The sequence below is a fragment of the Streptomyces sp. NPDC053079 genome, from assembly GCF_044546695.1.
Taxonomy (GTDB): Bacteria; Actinomycetota; Actinomycetes; order Streptomycetales; family Streptomycetaceae; genus Streptomyces.
The window spans coordinates 538,940-561,861 of sequence record NZ_JBITZJ010000006.1 but is presented as its reverse complement, the minus strand read 5'-3'; the positions used below and the strand labels follow the sequence as shown (position 1 = coordinate 561,861).

Genomic DNA, 22,922 nt, shown 5'->3' with positions numbered 1-22,922 from the left:
AAGTACCCGTCGCGTAAAGATCGCGACAAGAATCAAGGGCGCGCCGGGAAGTCTGGTCGGCACACAGGACACGTGTACGCACGTGCACGCAGTCGACAGTCGAGCCCAGGAGGTCCACCACCGTGGCCGCGCCCAAGAACCGCCGTTCCGTCTTCCTCGGCAGACTTCCGCTGCCCGAGCGGAACTACCTCGCGGACGCGCTGCGTACCGAGACCGTCGGCGGCGTGCTCCTGCTCGTCGCGGCCGTGGCCGCGCTGCTGTGGGCCAACACCCCGATCCGCGAGAGCTACGAGACCGTCCGCTCCTTCCACATCGGCCCCTCCGGCCTCGGTCTGAACCTCTCGCTCCAGCACTGGGCGGCCGACGGACTGCTCGCCGTCTTCTTCTTCGTCGCCGGCATCGAGCTCAAGCGCGAGCTCGTGGCGGGCGAGCTGCGTGACCCCAAGGCCGCGATCCTCCCCGTCGTCGCCGCGGTCTGCGGCATGGCCGTCCCCGCGCTCGTCTACTTCACCGTCGCCTCCGCCGGCCACGGTTCGCTCGCCGGCTGGGCCGTGCCCACTGCCACCGACATCGCCTTCGCGCTCGCCGTGCTCGCCGTCATCGGCACGTCCCTGCCGTCCGCGCTGCGCGCGTTCCTGCTGACGCTGGCCGTCGTCGACGACCTCTTCGCGATCCTGATCATCGCGATCTTCTTCACCTCCACCCTGAACTTCGCCGCCCTCGGCTTCGCCGTGCTGGGCCTGGCGGTCTTCTGGCTGCTGCTGCGCAAGGGCGTGCGCGGGTGGTACTTCTACGTACCGCTCGCCTTCGTCAACTGGGCGCTGATGTACAACAGCGGCGTCCACGCGACCATCGCCGGCGTCGCCATGGGCCTGATGCTGCGCTGCACCCGCCGCGACGACGAGAAGTCCTCCCCCGGCGAGCACATCGAGCACCTCGTCCGCCCCCTGTCGGCGGGGCTGGCGGTCCCCCTGTTCGCGCTCTTCTCGGCGGGCGTAGCGCTCTCCGGAGGGGCTCTGTCGGACGTCTTCAGCAGGCCCGAGACGCTCGGCGTCGTCCTCGGCCTCGTACTGGGCAAGGCGATCGGCGTGTTCGGCGGTACGTGGCTGGCGGCCCGCTTCACCCGGGCGGAGCTCAATCCGGACCTCGAATGGCCCGACGTCCTGGCTGTCGCCTCGCTGGCCGGCATCGGCTTCACCGTGTCCCTGCTGATCGGTGAGCTCGCGTTCGCCGACGACGCGGTGCTCGTCGGCGAGGTCAAGGCCGCCGTCCTGGTCGGCTCGCTGATCGCGGCGATCCTGGCGAGCACCCTCCTCAAGCTCCGCGACAACAAGTACAAGAAGCTCTGCGAGGAGGAGGACCGGGACGACGACGAGGACGGCATCCCGGACGTCTACGAACAGGACAACCCCGACTACCACCTGCGTATGGCCGCCAGGTACGAAGCAAAGGCAGCCGCACACCGCAAATTGGCGGAAGTCGCCTCGGAGCGCACCACCCAGGGCGACGGTCCGGCATGATCTGAGAGTCTTTACCCCTGCGGTACCGCCCCCAAAGAGCGGGAAAACCGGGCGACCGGACCCCGGAGGGGAGCGTTCCGCGGACGACGAAGCTGATGACGATGAGGGAGCAGGCGATGAGCGCAGCCGACGACGGCGCGAACCGCAGCCTCGGCCAGCTGGTGGCGACGGCCACCACGGAGCTGTCCGCGCTGGTGCACGACGAGATCGCGCTGGCCAAGGCCGAGCTGCGGCAGGACGCCCGGCGGCTGGGCATCGGCGGCGGCGCCATCGCCGCCGCGGGTGTCCTGGCGCTCTTCTCCCTGCCCGTCCTGAGCTTCGCGGCGGCGTATGGCATCCATAACCTCGGCCTCGGCCTCGCCTGGTCGTTCCTGATCACCGGCGCCGCGTTCCTGCTGCTCGCGGCGGTGCTCGGCCTGCTGGCGGTCGCCAAGTTCAAGAAGATCTCGAAGCCCGAGAAGAGCATCGCGTCGGCGAAGGAGACGGCGGCCGTGCTGGGCACCGTCAAGCCGCACCCCCGGCCGGTGGCCGGCACGAGCCCCGTCGACGCATCTGTGACACGCTCGTCCGTATGACGGTGCCCGATACCCCCGAAGCGCCCGCGTCCCCCGAGCCCGGCAAGCCCGTGAGCGGGAAGGCACCGGCCGCGCCGGCGGGCCTGTCGGGCGCCTCGCCCGCCGGGGTCGTACGGCCGGACGGCCCCTGGACCCACCGGGAGGTCGCGGCGAACGGGGCTCGGTTCCACATCGCCGAGATGGGCGAGGGACCGCTGGTGCTGCTGTTGCACGGCTTCCCGCAGTTCTGGTGGACGTGGCGGCATCAGCTGCCGGCGCTCGCCGACGCGGGGTTCCGTGCGGTGGCGATGGACCTGCGCGGGGTCGGCGGCAGCGACCGTACGCCGCGGGGCTACGACCCGGCGAACCTCGCCCTCGACATCACCGGTGTCATCCGCTCCCTGGGCGAGCCGGACGCCGCGCTGGTCGGCCACGACCTGGGCGGCTACCTCGCCTGGACGGCGGCCGTCATGCGGCCCAAGCTGGTGCGCCGGCTCGCCGTGTCCTCGATGCCCCACCCGCGCCGCTGGCGCTCGGCGATGCTCGCCGACCTCAAGCAGAGCGCCGCGGGCTCGCACATCTGGGGCTTCCAGCGTCCGTGGCTGCCCGAGCGGCGGCTGGTCGCGGACGACGCGGCGCTGGTGGGCCGGCTGATCCGGGACTGGTCCGGGCCCCGGCTGCCCGACGACGAGGACGTGGACGTCTACCGGCAGGCCATGTCGATCCCCTCCACGGCGCACTGCTCCATCGAGCCGTACCGCTGGATGGTGCGCTCGCTGGCCCGCCCCGACGGCATCCAGTTCAACCGCCGCATGAAGCGGCCGGTCCGCGTGCCGACGCTGCACCTGCACGGTTCGCTCGATCCGGTGATGCGCACGCGCAGCGCCGCGGGCTCCGGGGAGTACGTGGAAGCGCCCTACCGCTGGCGGCTCTTCGACGGCCTGGGGCACTTCCCGCACGAGGAGGACCCGGCGGCGTTCTCGGCGGAGCTCATCGGCTGGCTGAAGGATCCCGAGCCGGACCGCTAGGGCCCACGGGCGCGGAAGGGAACGTCCGTTCACCCGAACGGCCAATTGCCGCGCGCATAGGCCAATTGCCGGACCCATAGGCGATTACCGACCTTTGGGCCCGGGCAGAGCTTTTGGTATGGGCTGGACGCACGACTACCGTGACGTGACCGACGTGACTCAGGAGCACGGCACCGAGGGTGATGCCGCGCTTGCCGTGACGGAGGCACCCGAGTGGGGCGAACACCGGCCGGGGGCCGGACCCGACCCCCGTATCGGCATTCCCCGGATCATCCGGCGCCGTGCCCGCTGGGTGTCGGCGCGGCTGCGGCATCCCCGCAGCCGCTGACCGTCCCCGCCCCACACCCCGCATCGAACGCCCGCACGCACCCGGGATGCCGTCCGTACGGCCGCCTGAGCCCCGCAGGGTGGATCAGAGCGCGCACTCCTGGGTGTCCGCCCTGCCCGAGGCCGTACGGCCGTTCGTGGCGTCCTCACGCACCTCGTCGGCCGTCAGGGCGTACCCCGTCTCGGCGTCGTCGAGGGACTTGGCGAAGACCACTCCGTAGACCTTGCCGTCGGGGGTGAGCAGGGGCCCGCCGGAGTTGCCCTGCCGCACGGTGGCGTAGAGGGAGTAGACGTCGCGCCGGACGTTGCCGCGGTGGTAGATGTCCGGCCCGTTGGCCTGGACGCGGCTGCGGACGCGGGCGGCGCGCACGTCGTACGAACCGTTCTCGGGGAAGCCGGCGACGATGGCGCTCTTGCCGGTCTCCGCGTCGTCCCCCGCGAACCGCAGCACGGGGGCGTCGAGCGACGGCACGTCGAGGACGGCGATGTCGCGCTTCCAGTCGTAGAGCACGACCTTGGCGTCGTGGAGCCGGCCCTGGCCGCCGATCTGCACGGTGGGCTCGTCCACGCCGCCGACGACGTGGGCGTTGGTCATCACCCGGTGGGGGGCGAAGACGAAGCCGGTGCCTTCCAGCACCTTGCCGCAGCTGGGGGCGTTGCCGACGACCTTGACGATGCTGCGCTGGGCGGCCACGGCGACCGGGCTGCCCGCGAGCTCGGGGTCGGGGGCGGGCACGGAGGTGATGGGCTCGGTGGAGAAGGGCGCGAAGACCTGCGGGAAGCCGTTCTGCGCGAGGATCGTGCTGAAGTCCGCGAACCAGGTGTTGGCCTGTGCCGGGACCACCCGGGCGACGCCGAGCAGCACCTTGGAGCTGCGGACCTCCTTGCCCAGCGTCGGCAGCGTCGTCCCGGCGAGGGCGGAGCCGATCAGCCAGGCGACCAGCAGCATCGCCACGACGTTGACGAGCGCGCCGCCCGTGGCGTCCAGCGCCCGCGCCGGGGACCACGTGATGTGACGGCGCAGCTTGTTGCCGAGGTGGGTGGTGGCGGCCTGGCCCACGGAGGCGCACAGGATGATGATGGCGACGGCCGCGATGGCCGCGACCGTGCCCGGCTCGGCGTCGTCGGTGGCGCTGTCCCAGATCACGGGCAGCGCGTAGAGCGCAGCGAGGCCGCCGCCGAGAAAACCGATCACCGAGAGCACGCCGACGACGAAGCCCTGGCGATAGCCGACGACCGCGAACCACACGGCGGCGATCAGCAGCACGATGTCCAGCACGTTCACCGAAAGATGCCTCGCATTGCAGTTGTCGTGGCCAGCGGGGGCCACCGTCTCATGCCCGTCAGGAGCGCCAGTCCAGTGGGACCTCCCGCTCGCGGTCCCAGGGCCGCTCCCATCCGGCGTAGTGCAGGATCCGGTCGATTACCCCGGCGGTGAATCCCCACACCAGCGCCGGGCCGACCCGGAACGCCGGACCCCGGTGACCGCTGGGGTGGACGGCCATGGCGCGGTTCTCCGCGGCGGTCAGCTCCGTGACGGGGACGGTGAACACCCGGGCCGTCTCCTGCGGGGAGACCGGCGAGACGGGGCTGGGCTTGCGCCACCAGCCGAGCACGGGCGTCACGACGAAGCTGCTCACGGGGATGTAGAGCCGGGGCAGCACGCCGAAGACCTGGACGCCGGACGGGTCGAGCCCGGTCTCCTCCTCGGCCTCGCGCAGCGCGGCCCGCACCGGGCCGCCGTCCTCCGGATCGCCGTCCTCCGGATCGAGGGCGCCGCCGGGGAAGGACGGCTGGCCGGCGTGCGAGCGCAACGTTCCGGCGCGCTCCAGAAGCAGCAGCTCAGGGCCCTGCTCGCCCTCGCCGAAGAGGACGAGCACGGCGGACTGGCGGCCGCCGGTCTCCGGCGGGAGGAAGCGGCTGAGCTGGTGCGGCTCGATGGTCAGGGCGGCGCGCGCCACCGGCTCGAGCCACTCGGGCAGCCCCTCCGCGCTGACCGTGATCTCTTTCATCTCTTCGCCGTACGTGCCGGCCATGCGCTTCCCCCGGTCTTCCTCGGCGTCGGTGCGGCTCTCGTCGGGCGTGCGCTCGCTCACTCGGCTCCCAGTGGGCTCGCGGGCAGGCCCGGATAGTCCGGCGGAGGCTTCAGCCGCTGGCCGGGCCGGCCGCCCATCTCGTACTTGAGCAGCTTCTTGGCCTTCTCCGGATCCGTCTCGCCCTCGCCGAAGGACGGGCAGAGCGGGGCGATGGGGCACGCGCCGCAGGCGGGCCTGCGGGAGTGGCAGACCCGGCGGCCGTGGAAGATCACGCGGTGCGAGAGCATCGTCCACTCGCTCTTGGGGAACAGGGCACAGACGTCGGCCTCGATCTTCTCCGCGTCCTCCGCCTGGGTCCACTTCCAACGCCGCACGAGACGGCTGAAGTGGGTGTCGACGGTGATCCCCGGGACGCCGAAGGCGTTGCCCAGCACGACGTTGGCGGTCTTCCGGCCGACGCCCGGAAGAGTGACCAGGTCTTCTATGCGCCCCGGCACCTCACCGTCGAAGCGGTCGCGCAGGGCGGCGGACAAGCCGATCAGGGACCTGGTCTTGGCCCGGAAGAAGCCGGTCGGCCGGATCAGCTGCTCCAGCGTCTCGGGGTCGGCCGCCGCCATGTCCTCCGGGGTGGGGTAGGCGTCGAAGAGGGCGGGGGTGGTCTGGTTGACCCGCAGGTCGGTGGTCTGGGCGGAGAGGACCGTGGCGACCAGGAGCTGGAAGGGGTTCTCGAAGTCCAGCTCGGGGTGGGCGTAGTGGTAGACCTCGGCGAGCTCGCGGTTGATCCGGCGCGCACGGCGGACGAGCGCGGTCCGTGACTCGGGCTTCGCGGCTGCGACCCCGGCGGCGGCCCCCGCCCCGACCGAGGATTCTTTCCTATTTGCCGCTTTTGCCTTCTTCGCTGCGGGGCGTTCGCCCACAGCGGAATTACGGGCCGACGTCACCCTCCCAGCCCCCTTGCCCTGTGCTCTCACCGGCGTATTGGACACCCGGCCAGACTAAAGCCCGGCACTGACATCCGCCCCGGCCGCAGGAAAACCACAGCCCAATCGGACCCCTGCCGTAGGGCTTCGGGCGACGATGCGCCACACTTGTGTTTGATCACACAGTTTTACCGACGGGCATCATGGGGACCACGGTCCTCTGTGCATGTCGACAAGGAGAGAACTCGTGGACGACGTTCTGCGGCGCGCCCCGCTTTTCGCGGCGCTCGATGACGAGCAGGCCGCTGAGCTGCGCGCCTCCATGGGCGAGGTCACCCTCGCAAGGGGCGACGCCCTGTTCCACGAAGGCGACCCGGGCGACCGCCTCTACGTGGTGACCGAGGGCAAGGTGAAGCTCCACCGCACCTCCCCCGACGGCCGCGAGAACATGCTGGCGGTCCTGGGCCCCGGCGAGCTCATCGGCGAGCTGTCCCTCTTCGACCCGGGACCGCGCACCGCCACCGCGACCGCGCTCACCGAGGTCAAGCTGCTCGGCCTCGGCCACGGCGACCTCCAGCCCTGGCTCAACGCCCGCCCGGAGGTGGCCACCGCCCTGCTGCGCGCCGTCGCACGCCGGCTGCGCCGCACCAACGACTCGATGTCGGACCTCGTCTTCTCGGACGTTCCCGGCCGTGTCGCCAAGGCCCTGCTGGACCTGTCGCGCCGCTTCGGCGTGCAGTCCGAAGAGGGCATCCACGTCGTGCACGACCTCACCCAGGAGGAGCTGGCCCAGCTGGTCGGCGCCTCCCGCGAGACCGTCAACAAGGCGCTGGCGGACTTCGCCGGCCGCGGCTGGCTCCGCCTGGAGGCCCGCGCCGTCATCCTGCTGGACGTCGAGCGGCTGGCCAAGCGCTCCCGCTGACGCGCACGCACCGCACCCGCACCGAGGGCCCCGGCACACGCCGGGGCCCTCGGTCGTGCCGCCCGCGAGGACGGGCCGGCTCAGATCAGCCCGTGCTCGTCCAGGTAGTCCAGCTGCGCGCGCACCGAGAGCTCGGCCGCGGGCCACAGGCGGGGGTCGACGTCCGCGTAGACGGCCGCCACGACCTCGGACGGCGTGCGGTGACCGTTCTCGACCGCCGTCTCGACCTGGGCCAGCCGCTTGGCCCGGTGGGCCAGGTAGTACTCGATCGCGCCCTTCGCGTCGTCCAGTACGGGGCCGTGGCCCGGCAGCAGCGTGTCCACGCCCTCCTCGACCGTGAGCGCGCGCAGCCGGCGCAGCGAGTCGAGGTAGTCGCCGAGCCGCCCGTCGGGGTGGGCGACGATCGTGGTGCCGTGCCCCAGCACCGTGTCACCGGTCAGGAGCGCGCGGTCCGCCGGGAGGTGGAAGCACAGGGAGTCGGCGGTGTGCCCGGGGGCCGGGACGACGTGCAGCTCCAGGCCTCCGGTGGTGACGACGTCGCCCACCCCGAGCCCCTCCCCGCCCAGCCGCAGCGCGGGGTCCAGCGCCCGTACGTGCGTACCCGTCAGCTCGGCGAAGCGGGCCGCGCCGTCGGAGTGGTCGGGGTGGCCGTGGGTGAGGAGGGTCAGGGCGACGCGCTTGCCCGCCGCCTCGGCCGTGGCGACGACGTTGCCCAGATGGGCCTCGTCCAGCGGGCCGGGGTCGACGACGACGGCGAGGTCGGAGTCCGGCTCGGCCAGGATCCAGGTGTTGGTGCCCTGCAGCGTCATCGCGGACGGGTTGGGCGCGAGGACACAGGTCGCACGGGTGGTCGCGGGGCCGCCGAGGGCGCCTGGGCGCGGCCGTCCGGGCAGGTCGGTTGCGTGCGTCATGCGTCGGCTCCCGCGGGTCCTGTGGTGCTCGGGTTTCCTGGAGTGAGGTGCTGGGCGATGTGCTTGGTGAACTCGTCGTGCCCCGGCCAGCTCAGCACGATCTCTTCCCCGTCGAGCCGCGCCTGCGCCAGTACGGGCGTGAGATCCCGCTCACGCGCGGCCGCGAGAGCCTCGGCGGGCCCGGCGTACGGCAGCAGCGAGCGCAGCGTGGAGATGGTCGGAGGCATCATCAGCAGATCGCCCCGGTCGTAGCCGGCGGCCGCGGCGGCGGGTGCGGTCCACACCGTGCGGTCGGCCTCCGTGGAGGCGTTGCGGGTGCGCTGGCCCTCGGGCAGGGCTGCGACGAAGAACCAGGTGTCGTAGCGACGGGGCTCGAACTCGGGTGTGATCCAGCGCGCCCAGGGGCCCAGGAGGTCGCTGCGCAGCAGCAGGCCGCGCCGCTCGAGGAAGTCGGCGAAGGACAGCTCGCGGCTGACGAGCGCGGCCCGGTCGGCCTCCCACCGCTCGCCCGTGGTGTCCGCGACGACCGTGTCCGGCGCCGGGCCCGCCAGCAGGACGCCCGACTCCTCGAAGGTCTCGCGGACGGCGGCGCAGACGATGGCCTGGGCGGTGGCGGCGTCCGTCCCCAGCCGCGTCGCCCAGTCCGTGCGTGAGGGGCCGGCCCAGGGCACGTCCCGCTCGTCGCGCGGGTCCACCGAGCCGCCCGGATACGCGTACGCGCCTCCGGCGAAGGCCATGGAGGCGCGTCTGCGCAGCATGTGAACGGCGAGCCCGCCCGCCGTCGTGCGCAGCAGCAGGACGGTCGCGGCGCGCCGGGGCGCCACGGGCCGGAGCTCGCCGCGGGCGAGCGCTCTGATCCGGTCCGGCCACTCCGGCGGGTACCACTGGCCGTTCGAAGTCGACATGGCCGGATGCTATGCGCTCACGCGCGGATGTTCGAGAGGACCCGGGGACGGGCCCTCACGACGGGATCGACCGGGAGGCGGTCAGTCCCGGACCTCCACGAGGAACTCGACCTCGACCGGTGCGTCCAGCGGCAGCACGGCCACGCCGACGGCCGAGCGGGCGTGCACGCCCTTCTCGCCCAGGACCTCGCCCAGCAGCTCGCTCGCGCCGTTGAGGACGCCCGGCTGACCGGTGAAGTCCTGCGCGGAGGCCACGAAGCCCACGACCTTCACGACCCGCACGATCTTGTCGAGGTCGCCGATGACGGACTTCACCGCGGCCAGGCCGTTGAGCGCGCAGATGCCCGCCAGCTCCTTGGCCTGCTCCGGGCTGACCTCGGCACCGACCTTGCCGGTGGCCGGAACGGCACCCTTGACCATGGGCAGCTGGCCGGCGGTGTACACGTAGGCACCGCTGCGCACGGCCGGCTGGTACGCGGCCAGCGGAGGCACGACCTCCGGCAGGGTCAGGCCCAGCGAGGCGAGCTTGTCCTCGACGGCGCTCACGGCTTCTCCCGCTTGAGGTACGCCACGAGCTGCGACGGGTCGTTGGGGCCCGGCACGACCTGGACGAGCTCCCAGCCGTCCTCGCCCCAGGTGTCCAGAATCTGCTTGGTCGCGTGCACCAGAAGCGGCACGGTCGCGTATTCCCACTTGGTCATGGGCCCGACTGTAATGCCTCACACCGACAGCCTCGTGCGTAGCCCGCGGGGCGACTGGTTAGGCTCCGAGCCATGAGCAGGCTCCATGTCGTCAGCGGCAAGGGCGGTACCGGCAAGACCACCGTCGCCGCGGCCCTCGCGCTCGCCCTCGCCGCCGAGGGAAAGCGCGCTCTGCTGGTCGAGGTCGAAGGCCGGCAGGGCATCGCGCAGCTCTTCGAGACGGAGGCGTTGCCCTATGAGGAACGGAAGATCGCTGTGGCTCCGGGCGGGGGCGAGGTGTTCGCGCTCGCCATCGACGCCGAGCAGGCGCTTCTCGACTACCTCCACATGTTCTACAAGCTCGGCAGCGCGGGGCGGGCCCTGAAGAAGCTCGGCGCGATCGACTTCGCGACGACCATCGCACCGGGTCTGCGGGACGTCCTGCTGACGGGCAAGGCGTGCGAGGCGGTGCGCAGGAAGGACCGTACGGGTCGCTTCGTCTACGACTACGTCGTCATGGACGCGCCTCCCACCGGGCGGGTCACGCGCTTCCTCAATGTGAACGACGAGGTGGCGGGGCTGGCCCGGATCGGCCCGATCCACAATCAGGCGCAGGCGGTGATGCGGGTGCTCAAGTCGCCGGAGACCGCGGTGCACTTCGTCACGCTGCTGGAGGAGATGCCCGTCCAGGAGACCGCCGACGGCATCGCGGACCTGCGGGCCGCGGGGCTGCCGGTGGGCAGCGTCGTCATCAACATGGTGCGGCCCGCGATACTCGACGAGGCGGCCGTGGAGGCCGCCGCCAACGGCCGGCGCGAGGAGGTGGCGCGCTCGCTCGCGCACGCCCTGGAGCGCACCGGCTCCGGCGGCGCACGGCGCACGGGGCTCGCGGAGCCGCTCGTCGAACCCCTGCTGCAGGAGGCGCGCGAGCACACCGAGCGGCTCGCGCTCGAGCACCGCGGCCGCGCCGACGTGGCCCGGCTCGGTCTGCCCACGTACGAACTCCGGCTGCTCGGGGACGGCGTCGACCTGGCGGGTCTCTACCGCATGGCGCGCGAACTGCGGAAGCAAGGAGTGGCAGGGTGAGCCTGGATTCGGCGGAACCGCTCGAGATAGACCCCGTCCTGGACGATCCGCGCACCCGCATCGTGGTGTGCTGCGGATCGGGGGGCGTCGGCAAGACCACGACCGCGGCCGCCCTGGGCGTACGGGCCGCCGAGCGCGGGCGCCGGGTCGTCGTCCTGACCATCGACCCCGCCCGCCGCCTCGCCCAGTCGATGGGCATCGACGAGCTCGACAACGTCCCGCGGCGCGTCCACGGCATCGACGACTCGGCCGGCGGCGAACTGCACGCCATGATGCTCGACATGAAGCGCACCTTCGACGAGATCGTCGAGGCGCACGCCGACGGGGACCGCGCCCGCGCGATCCTGGAGAACCCCTTCTACCAGTCCCTGTCGGCCGGCTTCGCGGGCACGCAGGAGTACATGGCCATGGAGAAGCTCGGCCAGCTCCGCGCCGGCGACGACTGGGACCTCATCGTCGTGGACACCCCACCGAGCCGGTCCGCGCTGGACTTCCTCGACGCGCCGAGCCGGCTGGGTTCCTTCCTCGACGGGAAGTTCATCAAGCTGCTGATGGCGCCGGCGAAGATCGGCGGCCGGGCGGGGATGAAGTTCCTGGGCGTTGGCATGTCCGTGATGAGCGGCCCCCTGAACAAACTGATGGGGGCACAGCTCCTGCGGGACGTACAGACGTTCGTCGCCGCGATGGACACCATGTTCGGCGGCTTCCGTACCCGCGCCGATGCGACCTACCGGCTGCTCCAGGCGCCGGGAACGGCCTTCCTCGTCGTCGCGGCGCCCGAGCGGGACGCCCTGCGGGAGGCCGCCTACTTCGTGGAACGGCTGGCAGCGGAGCGGATGCCGCTGGCCGGTCTCGTACTGAACCGGGTGCACGGCAGCGGGGCGGCGCGGCTCTCCGCGGAGCGGGCTCTGGCCGCCGCCGAGGCCCTCACGAGCGGAACATCCGAATACGCAGAAAATCTTGACGGTGCCGGCATTGTGGATCGTGACAGCGGGCAGGCTGGCTCACGTACCGCTGACGACCCTGGCACCCTCACTCCCACGGACACATCCTCTCCCGAGAGCGGCTTCCCCCAGCCCGCGTCCTCAGGAGCGACGACCCCGGGCGCCTCGGCGGAACGATCCGTGTCGATGGAAGGACCTTCAGCACGGGTCGGGGAATCCTCTGCACAGCTCGCCGCCGGGCTGCTGCGGCTGCACGCCGAGCGCATGCAGGTGCTCGCGCGCGAGCAGCGCACGCGTGATCGCTTCACCGCTCTGCACCCCGAGGTGCGGGTGGCGGAGGTGGCCGCACTGCCCGGCGATGTGCACGACCTGGCGGGACTGCGGGCGATCGCCGAGCGCCTCGCCGATCAGTCGGCTCACCGGGACCGGACCCGCCCGGCGGACCGAGCGGCCGTGCCCGCACCCGCGAAGGGCGCCGAGGACGCCTCCATGGAGACGTGACCGGCCTCGCCGCGGAGAGCCGTGCCGAGCCCCTGCGCGGCCCGTAGGCAGGCCCGTACGCAGCCGCGCAGAGCAGCACTACGAGCGGTCGCCACAGTGGGCCGTGGAGAACCGTACGGACGGTGCCCGTCGTCAAGGCCTCGTCGTCAAAACCCTGTCGTCAAAACCCTGTCGTCAAAGCCCCGTCGCGGAGGCGGAGCCGGTGGCTAACCCACGGCCGCGTACTCGTCGTACTCCGGGTCGCCCAGCGGCAGGATGCCGGCGCCGCGCTCGTATTCCGTACGAGCCGTCTCCAGGAGCCTGCGCCACGAGGTGACCGTCGGCCTGCGCCGGAGCAGGGCCCGCCGCTCGCGCTCGGTCATTCCGCCCCACACGCCGAACTCGACGCGGTTGTCCAGCGCGTCAGCCAGACACTCGGTCCGTACCGGGCAGCCTGTGCAGACCGCCTTCGCCCTGTTCTGCGCTGCGCCCTGAACGAATAGTTCATCCGGATCGGTAGTGCGGCAGGCGGCCTGCGCACTCCAGTCGGTTACCCAGCCCATGCTGGCGCCGTCCTCTCCCGAATCGAGGCTCCCCCACGGCGGCAGCGGCATATTCACCGTTGCCAGTTGAGGACGTTACGGAAGGCGGGCAGGGGGCAACACCCCCTTCGGGCCCAATCTTGGATGGCCCGAACGGACTATGCGTACGCGGCAGATCACCCAACGGAGTGAGCTGGCGACATTACGGACTTTTCGCCCACATGGTGGCGATTCGCCCGTGTCGCGACGGGCAGCCGGTGACACAGACGGCAATACGGACACGTCTCATCACTCACAAGAGTGAGGTCAGAGGTGATGCTGAATGGCATCGCTGTGACTGGCGTGAAACAGCGTAGGCGAACACACCTGCGTCTGTCCGCCGAATGAGAACGTAGGCTTCCTCCCATGGCTATGAAGTCCTCGGGCGAGGGTCCCAACGTGACCCGGCAGGCCGCGAAATTCCTCGGCGTCAGCGTGCTCTCCGGAGTCGTCCTGGCGGGTCTGGCCCTACCGGGCATCGGCGCATTCGGCCTAGTGGCCAAGGGCTCGGTCGAGGGCTTCGACGAGATCCCCGCAAACCTCAAGACACCGCCCCTCAGCCAGCGCACCACCATCCTCGACTCCGAGGGCGGCGAGATCGCGAAGGTCTACTCCCGCGACCGCACCGTGGTGCCGCTGAACGAGATCTCTCCCTACCTGCGCAAGGCGATCGTCGACATCGAGGACTCGCGCTTCTACGAGCACGGCGCGATCGACCTCAAGGGCGTGCTCCGCGCGGTCAACAAGAACGCCCAGTCCGGCGGCGTCTCGGAAGGCGCCTCCACCCTCACGCAGCAGTACGTCAAGAACGTCTTCGTCGAGGAGGCCGGCGACGACCCGGACAAGGTCGCCGTGGCCACGCAGCAGACCCTCGGCCGCAAGGTCAAGGAGCTGAAGTACGCCATCCAGGTCGAGAAGGAACTCGGCAAGGAGCGGATCCTCAACAACTATCTGAACATCACCTTCTTCGGGCAGCAGGCCTACGGCGTCGAAGCCGCCTCCCAGCGCTACTTCAGCAAGCACGCCAAGGACCTCACCCTCGGCGAGTCCGCCCTGATGGCCGGCCTCGTCCAGTCCCCCAGCCGCTACGACCCGGTCAACGCTCCCAAGGAGGCCACCAAGCGGCGCAACACCGTGCTGCAGCGCATGGCCGAGCTGAAGCACATCACCCCGGCCGAGGCCGCCGCCGAGCAGGCCAAGCCGCTCAAGCTGAACGTCAGCAGGCCCAAGAGCGGCTGCATCACCGCCGTCAACGGCGCCGGCTTCTTCTGCGACTACGTCCGCGAGACCTTCCTCAACGACCCGGTCTTCGGCAAGACGAAGGAAGCCCGGGCCAAGCGGTGGAACGAGGGCGGCATGACCATCCGCACCACCCTCGACCCGCAGACCCAGAAGTCCGTCCAGAAGTCGATCACCGATCACGTCTACCAGAAGGACTCGGTGGCCACCGCCGTGTCCATCGTCCAGCCCGGCAGCGGCAAGGTCCTCGGCATGGGCCAGTCCCGCCCGTACGGCTTCGGCGAGTACCAGACGCAGATCAACCTCTCCGCGGACCACGACATGGGCGGCTCGAACTTCGGCTTCCAGGTCGGCTCGACCTTCAAGCCGATCGTCGCCGCCGCGGCCCTCGAAGAGGGCGTCTCGCCGTACAAGACCTACTCCTCGCCGTACCGGATGCCCTATCCGGACGAGGTGGAGACCTGCGGCAAGCCCTGGAAGAACAGCGGGGACACGGTCCAGAACGAGAACCGCAGCGAGAACGGCCCGTACGGCATGAAGGAGGCGACCGCGAAGTCGGTCAACACCTACTTCGTCCAGATGATCGAGGACATCGGCGTCTGCCCCGTGACGAAGATGGCGGCCAAGATGGGCATCGAGCCCGCCGGTGGCGGCAAGATCAAGCAGATGCCGTCGATCGCGCTCGGCACCGAGGGCATGTCGCCGCTCACCATGGCCTCCGCCTACGCCACGTTCGCCAACAAGGGCACGTACTGCACCCCCGTCATCGTCGAGTCGGCCGTCGGGCCCAACGGCGAGAAGCTGCGGGTGCCCAAGACGAAGTGCTCGCGGGCGATGTCCGAGCAGACCGCCGACACCGTCAACGCCCTGCTCCAGGGCGTCGTCGAGGACGGTACGGGCAAGGAGGCCGGGCTCTCCGGCCGCGACAGCGCGGGCAAGACGGGTACGACGGACGAGCGCAAGGCCGCCTGGTTCGTCGGCTACACCCCCAACCTCGCCGGCGCCGTCTGGGTCGGCGGCCCGGGCGCCAAGGGCGTCGAGATGGAGAACATCACCATCGGCGGCGTCTACCACGACAAGGTCTACGGCGCCGACACCCCCGGCCCCATCTGGCGCGACGCCATGACCGGTGCCCTCGAGGGCCACGACGCGCCGACCTTCGGCGGCTCCCCCATCGCGGACGCCGACAAGGGCTCGGGCAACAAGGGCGACAAGCCCGGCCGCAACCCCCGCAAGCCCGGCACCAGCAAGCCCGGCACGAACAAGCCGGGGAACACCAAGCCGGGCAACACCAAGCCCGGCAACAAGCCGGGCGACGCCAAGCCCGACGCCGCGGTGCCCGGCGGCATCATCCCGCCCGGATTCATCGGCGGCGCGGAAGGCGCCCCCACCGAAGACCAGCAGTAGCCCTCACGGGAGCCCGAGGGCTCCTGGCCCGTACAGAAAGGGGCGCCCGGACCGTAGCGGTCCGGGCGCCCCTTTTTACGTACGTACCCGTGCTCAGCCCGCGAGCGCGGCCTTCACCGCGGCGGCCACCCGGCCGCCCTCGGCGCGGCCCGCCACCTTCGGCTTCACGATCTTCATGACGGCGCCCAGGGCCTTCGGGCCCTCCGCACCACCTGCCGTGGCCTCGGCCACCGCCTCGGCGACGATCGCGGCGAGCTCCTCGTCCGACAGCTGCTTCGGCAGGTACTCGGCGAGCACCTCGCCCTCGGCGAGCTCGCGCTGCGCCGACTCGGCCCGGCCGCCCTTGTCGAAGGCGTCCGCGGCCTCGCGGCGCTTCTTCGCCTCGCGAGTGATCACCGTCAGCACCTCGTCGTCGGAGAGCTCACGGGCGACCTTGCCGGCGGTCTCCTCGTAGGCGACGGCGGAGAGGGTGAGGCGAAGGGTGGAGGAGCGCAGCTCGTCGCGCGCCTTGATGGCGGCCGTGAGGTCGTCGTGGAGCTTGGACTTCAGCGTGGTCATGCCGCAATCTTCGCATCCCACCCCGGCGCGCGCCCCGGATTAACCGCCGGGCGCCGCCCGGCGACGGCCGCGCACGGGGCCCACGAGGCCCCGACGACGCCCACTCACCGGTAACTCCCTTGCGTTCCCCGGCCCGTGACAGCGCACCCGTCGCGGTCTGCGACGATGGGCACCATGCGTGCGCGATACGGAGTACCCCTGGGAATCACCGCGGTCGGCGCGGCAGGCCTCGCCTATGCCGCCGGCTTCGAAGTCCGCTCCTTCCGGCTGCGGCGGGTCACCGTGCCCGTGCTGCCGCAGGGCATGCGGCCACTGCGGGTGCTCCAGGTCTCCGACATCCACATGGTCGGCGGACAGCGCAAGAAGCAGCGCTGGCTCCAGTCGCTCGCCGGGCTGCGCCCCGACTTCGTGATCAACACCGGTGACAACCTCTCCGACCCGGAGGGCGTGCCCGAGACGCTCGACGCGCTCGGCCCGCTGATGCGCTTCCCCGGCGCCTACGTCTTCGGCTCCAACGACTACTACGGCCCCAAGCTGCGCAACCCCGCCCGCTACCTCCTGGAGAAGGCCAGCGGGCGGCACGGCCTGAACGGCAACGCCCCGGTCGTCGGCGCGATCCACAACCCGTGGGAGGAGCTGCGCGACGGCTTCGACGCGGCGGGCTGGGTCAACCTCACCAACACGCGCGGCTCGCTCAAGATCGACGGCATGGAGATCGCCCTCACCGGCCTCGACGACCCGCACATCAAGCGCGACCGGTACGAGCAGGTCACCGGCGGCCCGCAGGAGAGCGCCGACTTCTCCCTCGGCGTCGTCCACGCCCCGTACCTGCGGGTGCTCGACGCCTTCACCGCCGACCGCTACCCGCTGATCCTCGCCGGGCACACCCACGGCGGCCAGCTCTGCATCCCCTTCTACGGGGCGCTGGTCACCAACTGCGACATCGACACCCGGCGCGTGAAGGGCCTCTCCACCCACGAGGCCGGCGGCCACCGGTCCTACCTCCACGTCTCCGCGGGCTGCGGCACCAACCGCTACACCCCGGTCCGCTTCGCCTGCCCGCCCGAGGCCACCCTGCTCACCCTCGTCGCCCGCGACTGATCCTCGGGCGGCGGCCTGGAGAGGCGCGGACGGGGGGCTGCCCGCCCCTCACCTGCGCCTCCCCGGGAAGCGGATTTCACCTCCCGGCTCCAGTCCGCTAAAGTAGAGCTCGTTGCACCGGGGTGTAGCGCAGCTTGGCAGCGCGCTTCGTTCGGGACGAAGAGGTCGTGGGTTCAAATCCCGCCACCCCGACTGGTTGCACCAGGTCAGGGCCTTGATCCACTCAGTGGATCAAGGCCCTGACGCGTTTCCGGGGTTTTCGGGAGCCGGCGTCGATACCGCCCTCACGGTAGGGGTGAGCTACGACACATCCTCGCCCCGGGGTGGCCGGGACGAGGACTCAGTTGCCCCAGGTGTTCATGGAGAGGACAGAGGCGGCGGGCATCGCGGCGACGGGAGTCGGGGCGTTGCCCCAGGTGTTGTCCGCGCGGACGTGGGCCGGCGGGGCGTGCTGCGCGGATGCCTCCGCGCAGCCGATCAGTCCGGCCGCGGCGACACCGGCCAGGACGGCGACCCGGCGGACGAGGACGGACGCGATGGTGGACTGAGGCATGACGAGGTCTCCCGAAGGATCGTGACGGAGTGGACCGCCGGCGGCGCTGCGCGCTCCCTGCCGACACCATGAGTCTCGTCGCTACCTCCGACCCCGTCAGCACCATGGGCTGTCAGGGTCCTGCGGTGGCACAAGGCTGCCAACACGTGGCCAACGCAACTATTTGGCCAACCGGGCAGCTAAGGACTTTGCGCGCCTCCTTTCCGGTCGTGAACAATTGCCAGGGCCGCAGGGGGTCCGACCAGAGATTTCACGTTCTGCGGTGCCAGGGGGGAGTGTTCGTGCTCAAGGAATTGGGTCTCGACTCCGATGGGGAGTCGGTCTACCGGGTCATGCTCAGAAGACCCCGGATTCCGGCCGAAGAGGTCGCCGCCGCACTGGGTTGGCCCGTCGACCGGGTGGCGGTGGCCGTCGCGGAGTTGGAGCGGCTGGAGCTCGTCCGGCCGTCCACCGAGGATCCCCGCGAGATGCGCCTGGTCAACCCGGAACTGGGCCTGGAGGCCCTGCTGCTGCGCAAGGAGCGCGCGTTACTGGAGCGCCAGGAGGCCATGGCGGCCACGCGGCTGTCGATCACCCGGATGCTGGCCGAATACGGCGAGGAGGACGCCGGTTCCGAGCCGCCCGGCGCCCGGCAGTTCATGGGCATGGACGCCATCGGCTCGCAGATCGAGCGGTACGCCCACAGCTGCACCGACGAAGTGTCGGTCTTCGCCCCCCGCGGTGCCCAGACCGAGGAGGCGCTGGAGGCGGCCCGGCCATTGGACCGGGCGGCCCTCTCGCGCGGGGTCCAGCTGCGCTACGTCTACCTGGAGAGCCTGCACAACGACCCGCCCACCCTCTCGTACGCCCATTGGCTGGACGAGAACGGCGGCCATGTCCGCACCGTGCCCCAGTTACCGCTCCGGATGATCATCTACGACAGGCGCACCGCCATCGTGCCGATCGATCCGGAGGCGGCGGCCAAGGGTGTGCTGATCCTCAACGGCACCGGCGTGGTGACCGCCCTGTGCACCCTGTTCGACCAGGTGTGGCAGCAGGCGGAGCCGCTGCGGACCCGCGTCAGGCGCCCCCGCTCCGGCGGGGAGGACCTGACCACTCAGGAACGAGCCGTCCTGGAACTGCTCGGGGCCGGGCACACCGATGAGGCGGTGGCCCGCAAGCTCGGCGTCTCGGTGCGCACCGGACGCCGGATCACGGCGGAGCTGATGAACCGGCTCCAGGCGCGCAGCCGTTTCCAGGCGGGGGCGCTGGCTACGGCCCGGGGGTGGCTGATGCCGCTTGTGGAGCAACTGTCCGATCTGTAGGCGGACACGGTGACCTTTCAACCAAAGTGCCCCATACACGATATTCGGCCAGTTCGGGGCAGGCCCGCCTAGGCAGCCAGCACCGTGGCCACGGCCGGGGCGTTGACCGCGTCCGGCACCGGTTCGCCGGCGAGAGCGAGGCGCACGGAGGCCGCCACGGCCGTGCCCGCCTTCTCCTGGGCCTCATGGGTACTGGCTCCGAGGTGCGGGGTGGCGACGACGTTCCCGAGCTCCAACAGCGGTGAGCCGGTGCAGGGTTCGACGGCGAACACGTCCAGCCCGGCACCGGCGACCCGGCCCTCCTTCAGCGCCTCGTACAGCGCGCTCTCGTCGACGATGCCGCCCCTGGCCGCGTTGACGATCCGCACGGACGGCTTCATCCGGGCGAACGCCCCGGGGCCGAGCAGCCCGAGGGTCTCGGGGGTCTTCGGCAGATGCACGGTGATGAAGTCGGAGCGCTCCAGCAGCTCGTCCAGGCCGACCGGTTCCGCCCCCACCCGGGCCGCGGCCGCCCTGTCGATGTACGGGTCGTAGCAGACGACGCGCATGCCGAAGGCGGCCATCCGGCGTGCGACGAGTGCCCCGATCCGGCCCAGGCCGACCACGCCCAGCACTTTGCCGGACAGTTCCACTCCGGTGAAGCGGGACCGCTGCCACTGTCCGGCGCGCAACGAGGCGTCCGCCGCGGGCACGTTGCGGGCGACCGCCAGCAGCAGCGCCACCGCGTGCTCGGCAGCGCTGACGATGTTGGAGGCCGGCGCGTTGACGACGAGGACGGACGCCGCGGTGGCCGCGGCCACGTCGACGTTGTCCAGGCCGATGCCGGCCCGGGCGATCACCTTCAGCCGTCGGCCGGCCGCTACGGCCTCGGCGTCCATGGCGGTGGCGCTCCTGATCAGCACCGCGTCGGCCTCGGCGAGCGAGGCCAGCAGGGCGGGGCGGTCGGTGCCGTCGCAGCGGCGGATGTCGACGTCGGTGCCCAGGGATTCGACGGCTGCCGGGGACAGCTCTTCGGTGAGCAGCACGACGGGGCGGACCGGTTCGGCGGTCATGGTTCCTTCTCTCGGTGGGTGCGGCGGAGGGGCCGGGGCCTCGGCGGCGCTACTGCCTGGTGCCCGCCAGGTCCAGGGCCCGGGCGCGCAGGGCGAGCCGGGCCGGCAGGAGGCTGGAGGCCAGCGCGAGGGCGAGCCCGACGGCGGCGCTGCCGGCGATGACGCTCCAAGGGAGCCGGAAGGGCAGGACGGTCCCGTCGGTCAGGATCCGGTGGTTGATGAGCGACATGGTGCTGAGCTGGGTCCCGACGGTGACCAGGAGGGCGAGCGCGGTCGCGGTGGCCACGGTCAGCAGGGCCTCCACACCGACCATGGACAGCACTTGGCGGTCGTTGCCGCCGGTGAGCCGCAGCGTGGCGAAGTCCCGCAGCCGGTCGCCGGTGGACATCATCATGGTGTTGACGATCGCGATCAGGGCGTAGAGCACGGCCGGGCCGAGGATGGCGAGCATGGCGATCCAGTCGTAGCGGGCCCGCGGGTCGTCGCCCGCGGCCCCCCAGGTCGCCGCCGCCGTGACCGTGGCCCGGTCGGCGTCCGGGAGAACGGGGGCGGGGGCACCCGGCTCCGTGGTGACGTAGGCCGTGGCGGGGGCGCGGTCGGTGAGATGGGCGGCCACCACGTCGTACGGCAGCAGGACTTCGGACAGGCTGAGCAGGGGGGTGACCACGGCGACCACGCGCAGGGTGACCGAGGTGCCGTCGGGCAGTCCGGCGGACAGCCGGTCGCCGCGCTGCCAGCCGTTGGCGTTGGCGAGGTCCGTCGAGACGGCGACGGAGGGGCCCTTGAGGTCCGCGAGCGAACCCGCCTCCGTCTTCACCTTCCAGGCCGCCGTGAGATCCCCGTCGACGACCGTGGCGGACGTAGTGGCCGCCTCGGCACCGCCGGAGGCCACGCCGCCACCCAGGTCGGTGAGCAGAGCGGAGCCCAGGGCGGTGACGCGGGCGCCGGGCAGCTCCTTCACATGCCGCAGTGCCGGTTCCGACAGGCTGCCGGAGCCCTTGGGCTCCACCACGTACTGGGCGCGCAGCGCGGCCCGGGTCTGGGCCGCCCGGGCGTCGCCGAAGGCGGCGGTCGAGCCGACGACGCTCGCGGTCAGCCCGACCACCAGGAACACCGGGGTGGCGGTGGAGACCGTACGGCGCACCGCGGCGAGGGCGTTCTGCCGGGCCAGCAGGCCCACCGCGCCGGAGGCCAGCGGGACGGGCAGGGTCAGCAGCCGTACCAGCGGGGGGACGAGGAGGGGGGCGAAGAGAGCGACGGCCGGGATCGCGAGGATGTCGATGAGCAGCGCCCAGACGGGCATGTTCCGCGGGTCGCGCAGTTGCGGGTCCTTCTGCATCGAGGCCGGCATGGTGATGAGGATCAGCAGGACCGTGACGAAGACGGCGAGGAAGGCGAGGGCGAACAGCCAGCGACCCAGTGTCATGACCTTGCGGTCCACCACGGCGTCGTTCAGCGCCTCGACGGGGCGCACCCGTCCGGCGCGGCGGGCGGCGGCGTACGCGCCCAGCAGGGCCACCACCACGCCGATGCCCGCGGCGATCAGCAGGGGGCCCGGCGCCGGGTGGATGCCGAAGCCCTCGGGGGCCACCTCGTGCGAGACCAGCCAGCGGGCCATGAGGGGGGCTATGGCCAGGCCGAGCAGGCTGCCGCAGGCGGAGGCGGCGACGGCGACGACCAGCGCCTCGCCGAGGATCAGCACCCTGACCTGCCGGGGCGTGGCACCTACGGCCCGCAGCAGGGCGGATTCCCGGCGTCGGCCGGCCACGGCGAAGGCGAAGGTTGAGGCGACGACGAAGACCGAGACGAAACCGGCCATGCCCGCCATGAAGCTGAGCAGCTTCTTCGCCGAGGGCGCCGCCGGATCCGGATTGTCCAGTCCCGTCGTCGTCCCGATCAGCAGCCCGCAGGCGGATATCAGGGCGACGCCCAGCGCGAGGGCGACGAAGGAGCCGGCTAAGCCGGGCCACCGCTTGCGCAGGGTGGCCGCGGCCACGGGCAGCAGGGTGAGAGTTCCCCTCACAGGGCACCGCCGGCCGTGCGTGCCGCCTGTGCGGTGCCGGCTTCCAGCCGGGTCATGCGCTCGGCGATCCGCTGGGCGCCGGGCCGGTGCAGTTCGTCCATCAGCCGCCCGTCGGCGAGGAAGACCACCCGGTCCGCGTAGGAGGCGGCCACCGGGTCGTGGGTGACCATGATCGTCGTCTGGCCCTGTTCGTCGACCAGCGTGCGCAGCAGTTCCAGGACGGTCCGGCTGCTGCTGCTGTCGAGGGCGCCGGTGGGCTCGTCGGCGAAGAGCACCTGGGGGCGGCTGATCAGGGCCCGGGCGATGGCCACCCGCTGCTGCTGGCCGCCGGACATCTGCGAGGGCAGGTGTCCGCCGCGCTCGCCCAGGCCGACCTGGGCGAGCGCGGCGCGCACGGCGCCGCGGTCCGGCCGGGAACCGGCCAGCCGCAGCGGCAGTCCGACATTCTGCTCGGCGGTCAGCGCACCGAGGAGGTTGAAGGACTGGAAGACGAAGCCGATGCGCTCCCGGCGCAGTTCGGTCAGCGCCTTCTCGCTCAGCGGGCCGAGGTCGACGCCGTCCACGACGACCCGCCCGGCGTCGGGGCGGTCGAGTCCGGCCGCGCACTGCAGCAGGGTGCTCTTGCCCGAACCCGAGGGGCCCATGATGGCGGTGAAGGTGGAGCGCTCGAAGTCGATGGAGACCTCGTCGAGGGCGCGTACCGCCGCCGAGGTGTCCGACGCGTAGGTCCTGGAGACCTGTTCGAGTCGCACTGCTTGATGGTTCTTCATGAGTCAACGCCTATCAAACGT

The 22,922-nt window shown here is 71.5% G+C and carries 22 protein-coding genes, 1 tRNA gene and 1 pseudogene; 11 read left to right on the top strand and 13 right to left on the bottom strand.

What is annotated here, in order from left to right; all coding sequences use genetic code 11:
• Positions 1 to 122 precede the first annotated feature (122 nt).
• The 4 genes from nhaA (at position 123) to ACIGXW_RS24660 (ending at position 3,430) form a co-directional block, all read left to right on the top strand.
• The gene (gene nhaA, locus ACIGXW_RS24675) at positions 123 to 1,520 is read left to right on the top strand and encodes a Na+/H+ antiporter NhaA (RefSeq protein WP_071963869.1); all 1,398 of its coding nucleotides are present in this window, start codon (positions 123 to 125) and stop codon (positions 1,518 to 1,520) included.
• 116 nt (positions 1,521 to 1,636) lie between these two features.
• Positions 1,637 to 2,095: a phage holin family protein gene (locus ACIGXW_RS24670; RefSeq protein WP_071963870.1), complete on the top strand. Its 459-nt coding sequence runs from the start codon at positions 1,637 to 1,639 to the stop codon at positions 2,093 to 2,095.
• Positions 2,092 to 3,102: an alpha/beta fold hydrolase gene (locus ACIGXW_RS24665; protein WP_399575037.1), complete on the top strand. Its 1,011-nt coding sequence runs from the start codon at positions 2,092 to 2,094 to the stop codon at positions 3,100 to 3,102. The genes ACIGXW_RS24670 and ACIGXW_RS24665 overlap by 4 nt, the downstream gene beginning before the upstream one ends.
• 118 nt (positions 3,103 to 3,220) lie before the next feature.
• Positions 3,221 to 3,430, top strand: coding sequence for a hypothetical protein (locus ACIGXW_RS24660; RefSeq protein WP_071963871.1), 210 nt, complete (start codon positions 3,221 to 3,223; stop codon positions 3,428 to 3,430).
• 84 nt (positions 3,431 to 3,514) lie between these two features.
• Here the strand turns inward: ACIGXW_RS24660 and ACIGXW_RS24655 are convergent, their stop codons facing one another.
• From ACIGXW_RS24655 to nth, 3 genes are read right to left on the bottom strand one after another with little or no spacing between them, the layout of a single operon-like run.
• A complete protein-coding gene (locus ACIGXW_RS24655; RefSeq protein ID WP_071963872.1) occupies positions 3,515 to 4,714 on the bottom strand; it encodes a MarP family serine protease in 1,200 nt (399 codons plus the stop codon).
• A 58-nt stretch (positions 4,715 to 4,772) separates the two neighbouring features.
• On the bottom strand, positions 4,773 to 5,465 hold the full coding sequence (locus ACIGXW_RS24650; RefSeq protein ID WP_071963927.1) for a CoA pyrophosphatase: 693 nt from the start codon (positions 5,463 to 5,465) through the stop codon (positions 4,773 to 4,775).
• 56 nt (positions 5,466 to 5,521) lie between these two features.
• Positions 5,522 to 6,382, bottom strand: coding sequence for an endonuclease III (gene nth / locus ACIGXW_RS24645; protein ID WP_399575036.1), 861 nt, complete (start codon positions 6,380 to 6,382; stop codon positions 5,522 to 5,524).
• Between the two features lie 250 nt (positions 6,383 to 6,632).
• On the opposite strand from nth, the gene ACIGXW_RS24640 reads away from it, so the two are divergent.
• Positions 6,633 to 7,307 (top strand): Crp/Fnr family transcriptional regulator, encoded by a 675-nt coding sequence (locus ACIGXW_RS24640; protein ID WP_004939715.1) that lies wholly within the window; start codon positions 6,633 to 6,635, stop codon positions 7,305 to 7,307.
• A gap of 80 nt (positions 7,308 to 7,387) precedes the next feature.
• Here the strand turns inward: ACIGXW_RS24640 and ACIGXW_RS24635 are convergent, their stop codons facing one another.
• From ACIGXW_RS24635 to ACIGXW_RS24620, 4 genes are all read right to left on the bottom strand, one after another.
• On the bottom strand, positions 7,388 to 8,218 hold the full coding sequence (locus tag ACIGXW_RS24635; RefSeq protein WP_399575035.1) for an MBL fold metallo-hydrolase: 831 nt from the start codon (positions 8,216 to 8,218) through the stop codon (positions 7,388 to 7,390).
• Positions 8,215 to 9,123 (bottom strand): NUDIX hydrolase, encoded by a 909-nt coding sequence (locus tag ACIGXW_RS24630; protein WP_399575034.1) that lies wholly within the window; start codon positions 9,121 to 9,123, stop codon positions 8,215 to 8,217. Before ACIGXW_RS24630 ends, ACIGXW_RS24635 begins: the two co-directional genes overlap by 4 nt.
• Positions 9,124 to 9,204: 81 nt before the next feature.
• Positions 9,205 to 9,669: a RidA family protein gene (locus ACIGXW_RS24625; protein WP_071963876.1), complete on the bottom strand. Its 465-nt coding sequence runs from the start codon at positions 9,667 to 9,669 to the stop codon at positions 9,205 to 9,207.
• The gene (locus ACIGXW_RS24620) at positions 9,666 to 9,824 is read right to left on the bottom strand and encodes a DUF4177 domain-containing protein (protein WP_071963877.1); all 159 of its coding nucleotides are present in this window, start codon (positions 9,822 to 9,824) and stop codon (positions 9,666 to 9,668) included. Before ACIGXW_RS24620 ends, ACIGXW_RS24625 begins: the two co-directional genes overlap by 4 nt.
• A 72-nt stretch (positions 9,825 to 9,896) precedes the next feature.
• On the opposite strand from ACIGXW_RS24620, the gene ACIGXW_RS24615 reads away from it, so the two are divergent.
• Both ACIGXW_RS24615 and ACIGXW_RS24610 read left to right on the top strand, forming a co-directional pair.
• Positions 9,897 to 10,889: an ArsA family ATPase gene (locus ACIGXW_RS24615; protein WP_399575033.1), complete on the top strand. Its 993-nt coding sequence runs from the start codon at positions 9,897 to 9,899 to the stop codon at positions 10,887 to 10,889.
• On the top strand, positions 10,886 to 12,334 hold the full coding sequence (locus ACIGXW_RS24610) for an ArsA family ATPase (RefSeq protein ID WP_399575032.1): 1,449 nt from the start codon (positions 10,886 to 10,888) through the stop codon (positions 12,332 to 12,334). The genes ACIGXW_RS24615 and ACIGXW_RS24610 overlap by 4 nt, the downstream gene beginning before the upstream one ends.
• Positions 12,335 to 12,540: 206 nt before the next feature.
• Here ACIGXW_RS24610 and ACIGXW_RS24605 read toward each other — a convergent pair whose 3' ends face one another.
• Positions 12,541 to 12,876 (bottom strand): WhiB family transcriptional regulator, encoded by a 336-nt coding sequence (locus ACIGXW_RS24605; protein WP_177338024.1) that lies wholly within the window; start codon positions 12,874 to 12,876, stop codon positions 12,541 to 12,543.
• Between the two features lie 384 nt (positions 12,877 to 13,260).
• On the opposite strand from ACIGXW_RS24605, the gene ACIGXW_RS24600 reads away from it, so the two are divergent.
• Positions 13,261 to 15,540 (top strand): transglycosylase domain-containing protein, encoded by a 2,280-nt coding sequence (locus tag ACIGXW_RS24600; protein ID WP_399575031.1) that lies wholly within the window; start codon positions 13,261 to 13,263, stop codon positions 15,538 to 15,540.
• A 93-nt stretch (positions 15,541 to 15,633) separates the two neighbouring features.
• Here ACIGXW_RS24600 and ACIGXW_RS24595 read toward each other — a convergent pair whose 3' ends face one another.
• Positions 15,634 to 16,098: a GatB/YqeY domain-containing protein gene (locus tag ACIGXW_RS24595; RefSeq protein ID WP_071963882.1), complete on the bottom strand. Its 465-nt coding sequence runs from the start codon at positions 16,096 to 16,098 to the stop codon at positions 15,634 to 15,636.
• Between the two features lie 174 nt (positions 16,099 to 16,272).
• On the opposite strand from ACIGXW_RS24595, the gene ACIGXW_RS24590 reads away from it, so the two are divergent.
• Positions 16,273 to 17,199 carry a metallophosphoesterase gene (locus tag ACIGXW_RS24590; protein ID WP_399575030.1) on the top strand — a complete coding sequence of 309 codons (927 nt, stop codon included), beginning with the start codon at positions 16,273 to 16,275 and terminating at the stop codon, positions 17,197 to 17,199.
• 118 nt (positions 17,200 to 17,317) lie between these two features.
• Positions 17,318 to 17,391: transfer RNA gene (locus ACIGXW_RS24585), tRNA-Pro, on the top strand.
• 148 nt (positions 17,392 to 17,539) lie between these two features.
• On the opposite strand, the gene ACIGXW_RS24580 is transcribed toward ACIGXW_RS24585, so the two are convergent.
• On the bottom strand, positions 17,540 to 17,752 hold the full coding sequence (locus ACIGXW_RS24580) for a hypothetical protein (RefSeq protein WP_399575028.1): 213 nt from the start codon (positions 17,750 to 17,752) through the stop codon (positions 17,540 to 17,542).
• Between the two features lie 281 nt (positions 17,753 to 18,033).
• Here ACIGXW_RS24580 and ACIGXW_RS24575 point away from each other — a divergent pair, with 281 nt between their 5' ends.
• Complete coding sequence (locus ACIGXW_RS24575) at positions 18,034 to 19,056, top strand: LuxR C-terminal-related transcriptional regulator (RefSeq protein WP_399575027.1); 1,023 nt, start codon at positions 18,034 to 18,036, stop codon at positions 19,054 to 19,056.
• Between the two features lie 101 nt (positions 19,057 to 19,157).
• Here ACIGXW_RS24575 and ACIGXW_RS24570 read toward each other — a convergent pair.
• The 3 genes and pseudogenes from ACIGXW_RS24570 to ACIGXW_RS24560 all read right to left on the bottom strand — a co-directional run.
• A pseudogene (locus ACIGXW_RS24570) lies at positions 19,158 to 20,108 on the bottom strand (hydroxyacid dehydrogenase); the annotation flags it as partial.
• A 49-nt stretch (positions 20,109 to 20,157) separates the two neighbouring features.
• Positions 20,158 to 22,104 (bottom strand): FtsX-like permease family protein, encoded by a 1,947-nt coding sequence (locus tag ACIGXW_RS24565; RefSeq protein ID WP_399575026.1) that lies wholly within the window; start codon positions 22,102 to 22,104, stop codon positions 20,158 to 20,160.
• A 23-nt stretch (positions 22,105 to 22,127) separates the two neighbouring features.
• On the bottom strand, positions 22,128 to 22,901 hold the full coding sequence (locus tag ACIGXW_RS24560) for an ABC transporter ATP-binding protein (protein WP_399575025.1): 774 nt from the start codon (positions 22,899 to 22,901) through the stop codon (positions 22,128 to 22,130).
• Positions 22,902 to 22,922: the final 21 nt, after the last annotated feature.

Coding starts and splice junctions, on each gene's coding strand:
- ACIGXW_RS24635 (WP_399575035.1), bottom strand. CDS start 8,218: ATGACGCACGCAACCGACCTGCCCGGACGGCCGCGCCCAGGCGCCCTC.
- ACIGXW_RS24670 (WP_071963870.1), top strand. CDS start 1,637: ATGAGCGCAGCCGACGACGGCGCGAACCGCAGCCTCGGCCAGCTGGTG.
- ACIGXW_RS24560 (WP_399575025.1), bottom strand. CDS start 22,901: ATGAAGAACCATCAAGCAGTGCGACTCGAACAGGTCTCCAGGACCTAC.
- ACIGXW_RS24630 (WP_399575034.1), bottom strand. CDS start 9,123: ATGTCGACTTCGAACGGCCAGTGGTACCCGCCGGAGTGGCCGGACCGG.
- ACIGXW_RS24590 (WP_399575030.1), top strand. CDS start 16,273: ATGCGTGCGCGATACGGAGTACCCCTGGGAATCACCGCGGTCGGCGCG.
- ACIGXW_RS24605 (WP_177338024.1), bottom strand. CDS start 12,876: ATGGGCTGGGTAACCGACTGGAGTGCGCAGGCCGCCTGCCGCACTACC.
- ACIGXW_RS24595 (WP_071963882.1), bottom strand. CDS start 16,098: ATGACCACGCTGAAGTCCAAGCTCCACGACGACCTCACGGCCGCCATC.
- ACIGXW_RS24665 (WP_399575037.1), top strand. CDS start 2,092: ATGACGGTGCCCGATACCCCCGAAGCGCCCGCGTCCCCCGAGCCCGGC.
- ACIGXW_RS24580 (WP_399575028.1), bottom strand. CDS start 17,752: ATGCCTCAGTCCACCATCGCGTCCGTCCTCGTCCGCCGGGTCGCCGTC.
- ACIGXW_RS24660 (WP_071963871.1), top strand. CDS start 3,221: ATGGGCTGGACGCACGACTACCGTGACGTGACCGACGTGACTCAGGAG.
- ACIGXW_RS24600 (WP_399575031.1), top strand. CDS start 13,261: ATGGCTATGAAGTCCTCGGGCGAGGGTCCCAACGTGACCCGGCAGGCC.
- ACIGXW_RS24650 (WP_071963927.1), bottom strand. CDS start 5,465: ATGGCCGGCACGTACGGCGAAGAGATGAAAGAGATCACGGTCAGCGCG.
- ACIGXW_RS24615 (WP_399575033.1), top strand. CDS start 9,897: ATGAGCAGGCTCCATGTCGTCAGCGGCAAGGGCGGTACCGGCAAGACC.
- ACIGXW_RS24620 (WP_071963877.1), bottom strand. CDS start 9,824: ATGACCAAGTGGGAATACGCGACCGTGCCGCTTCTGGTGCACGCGACC.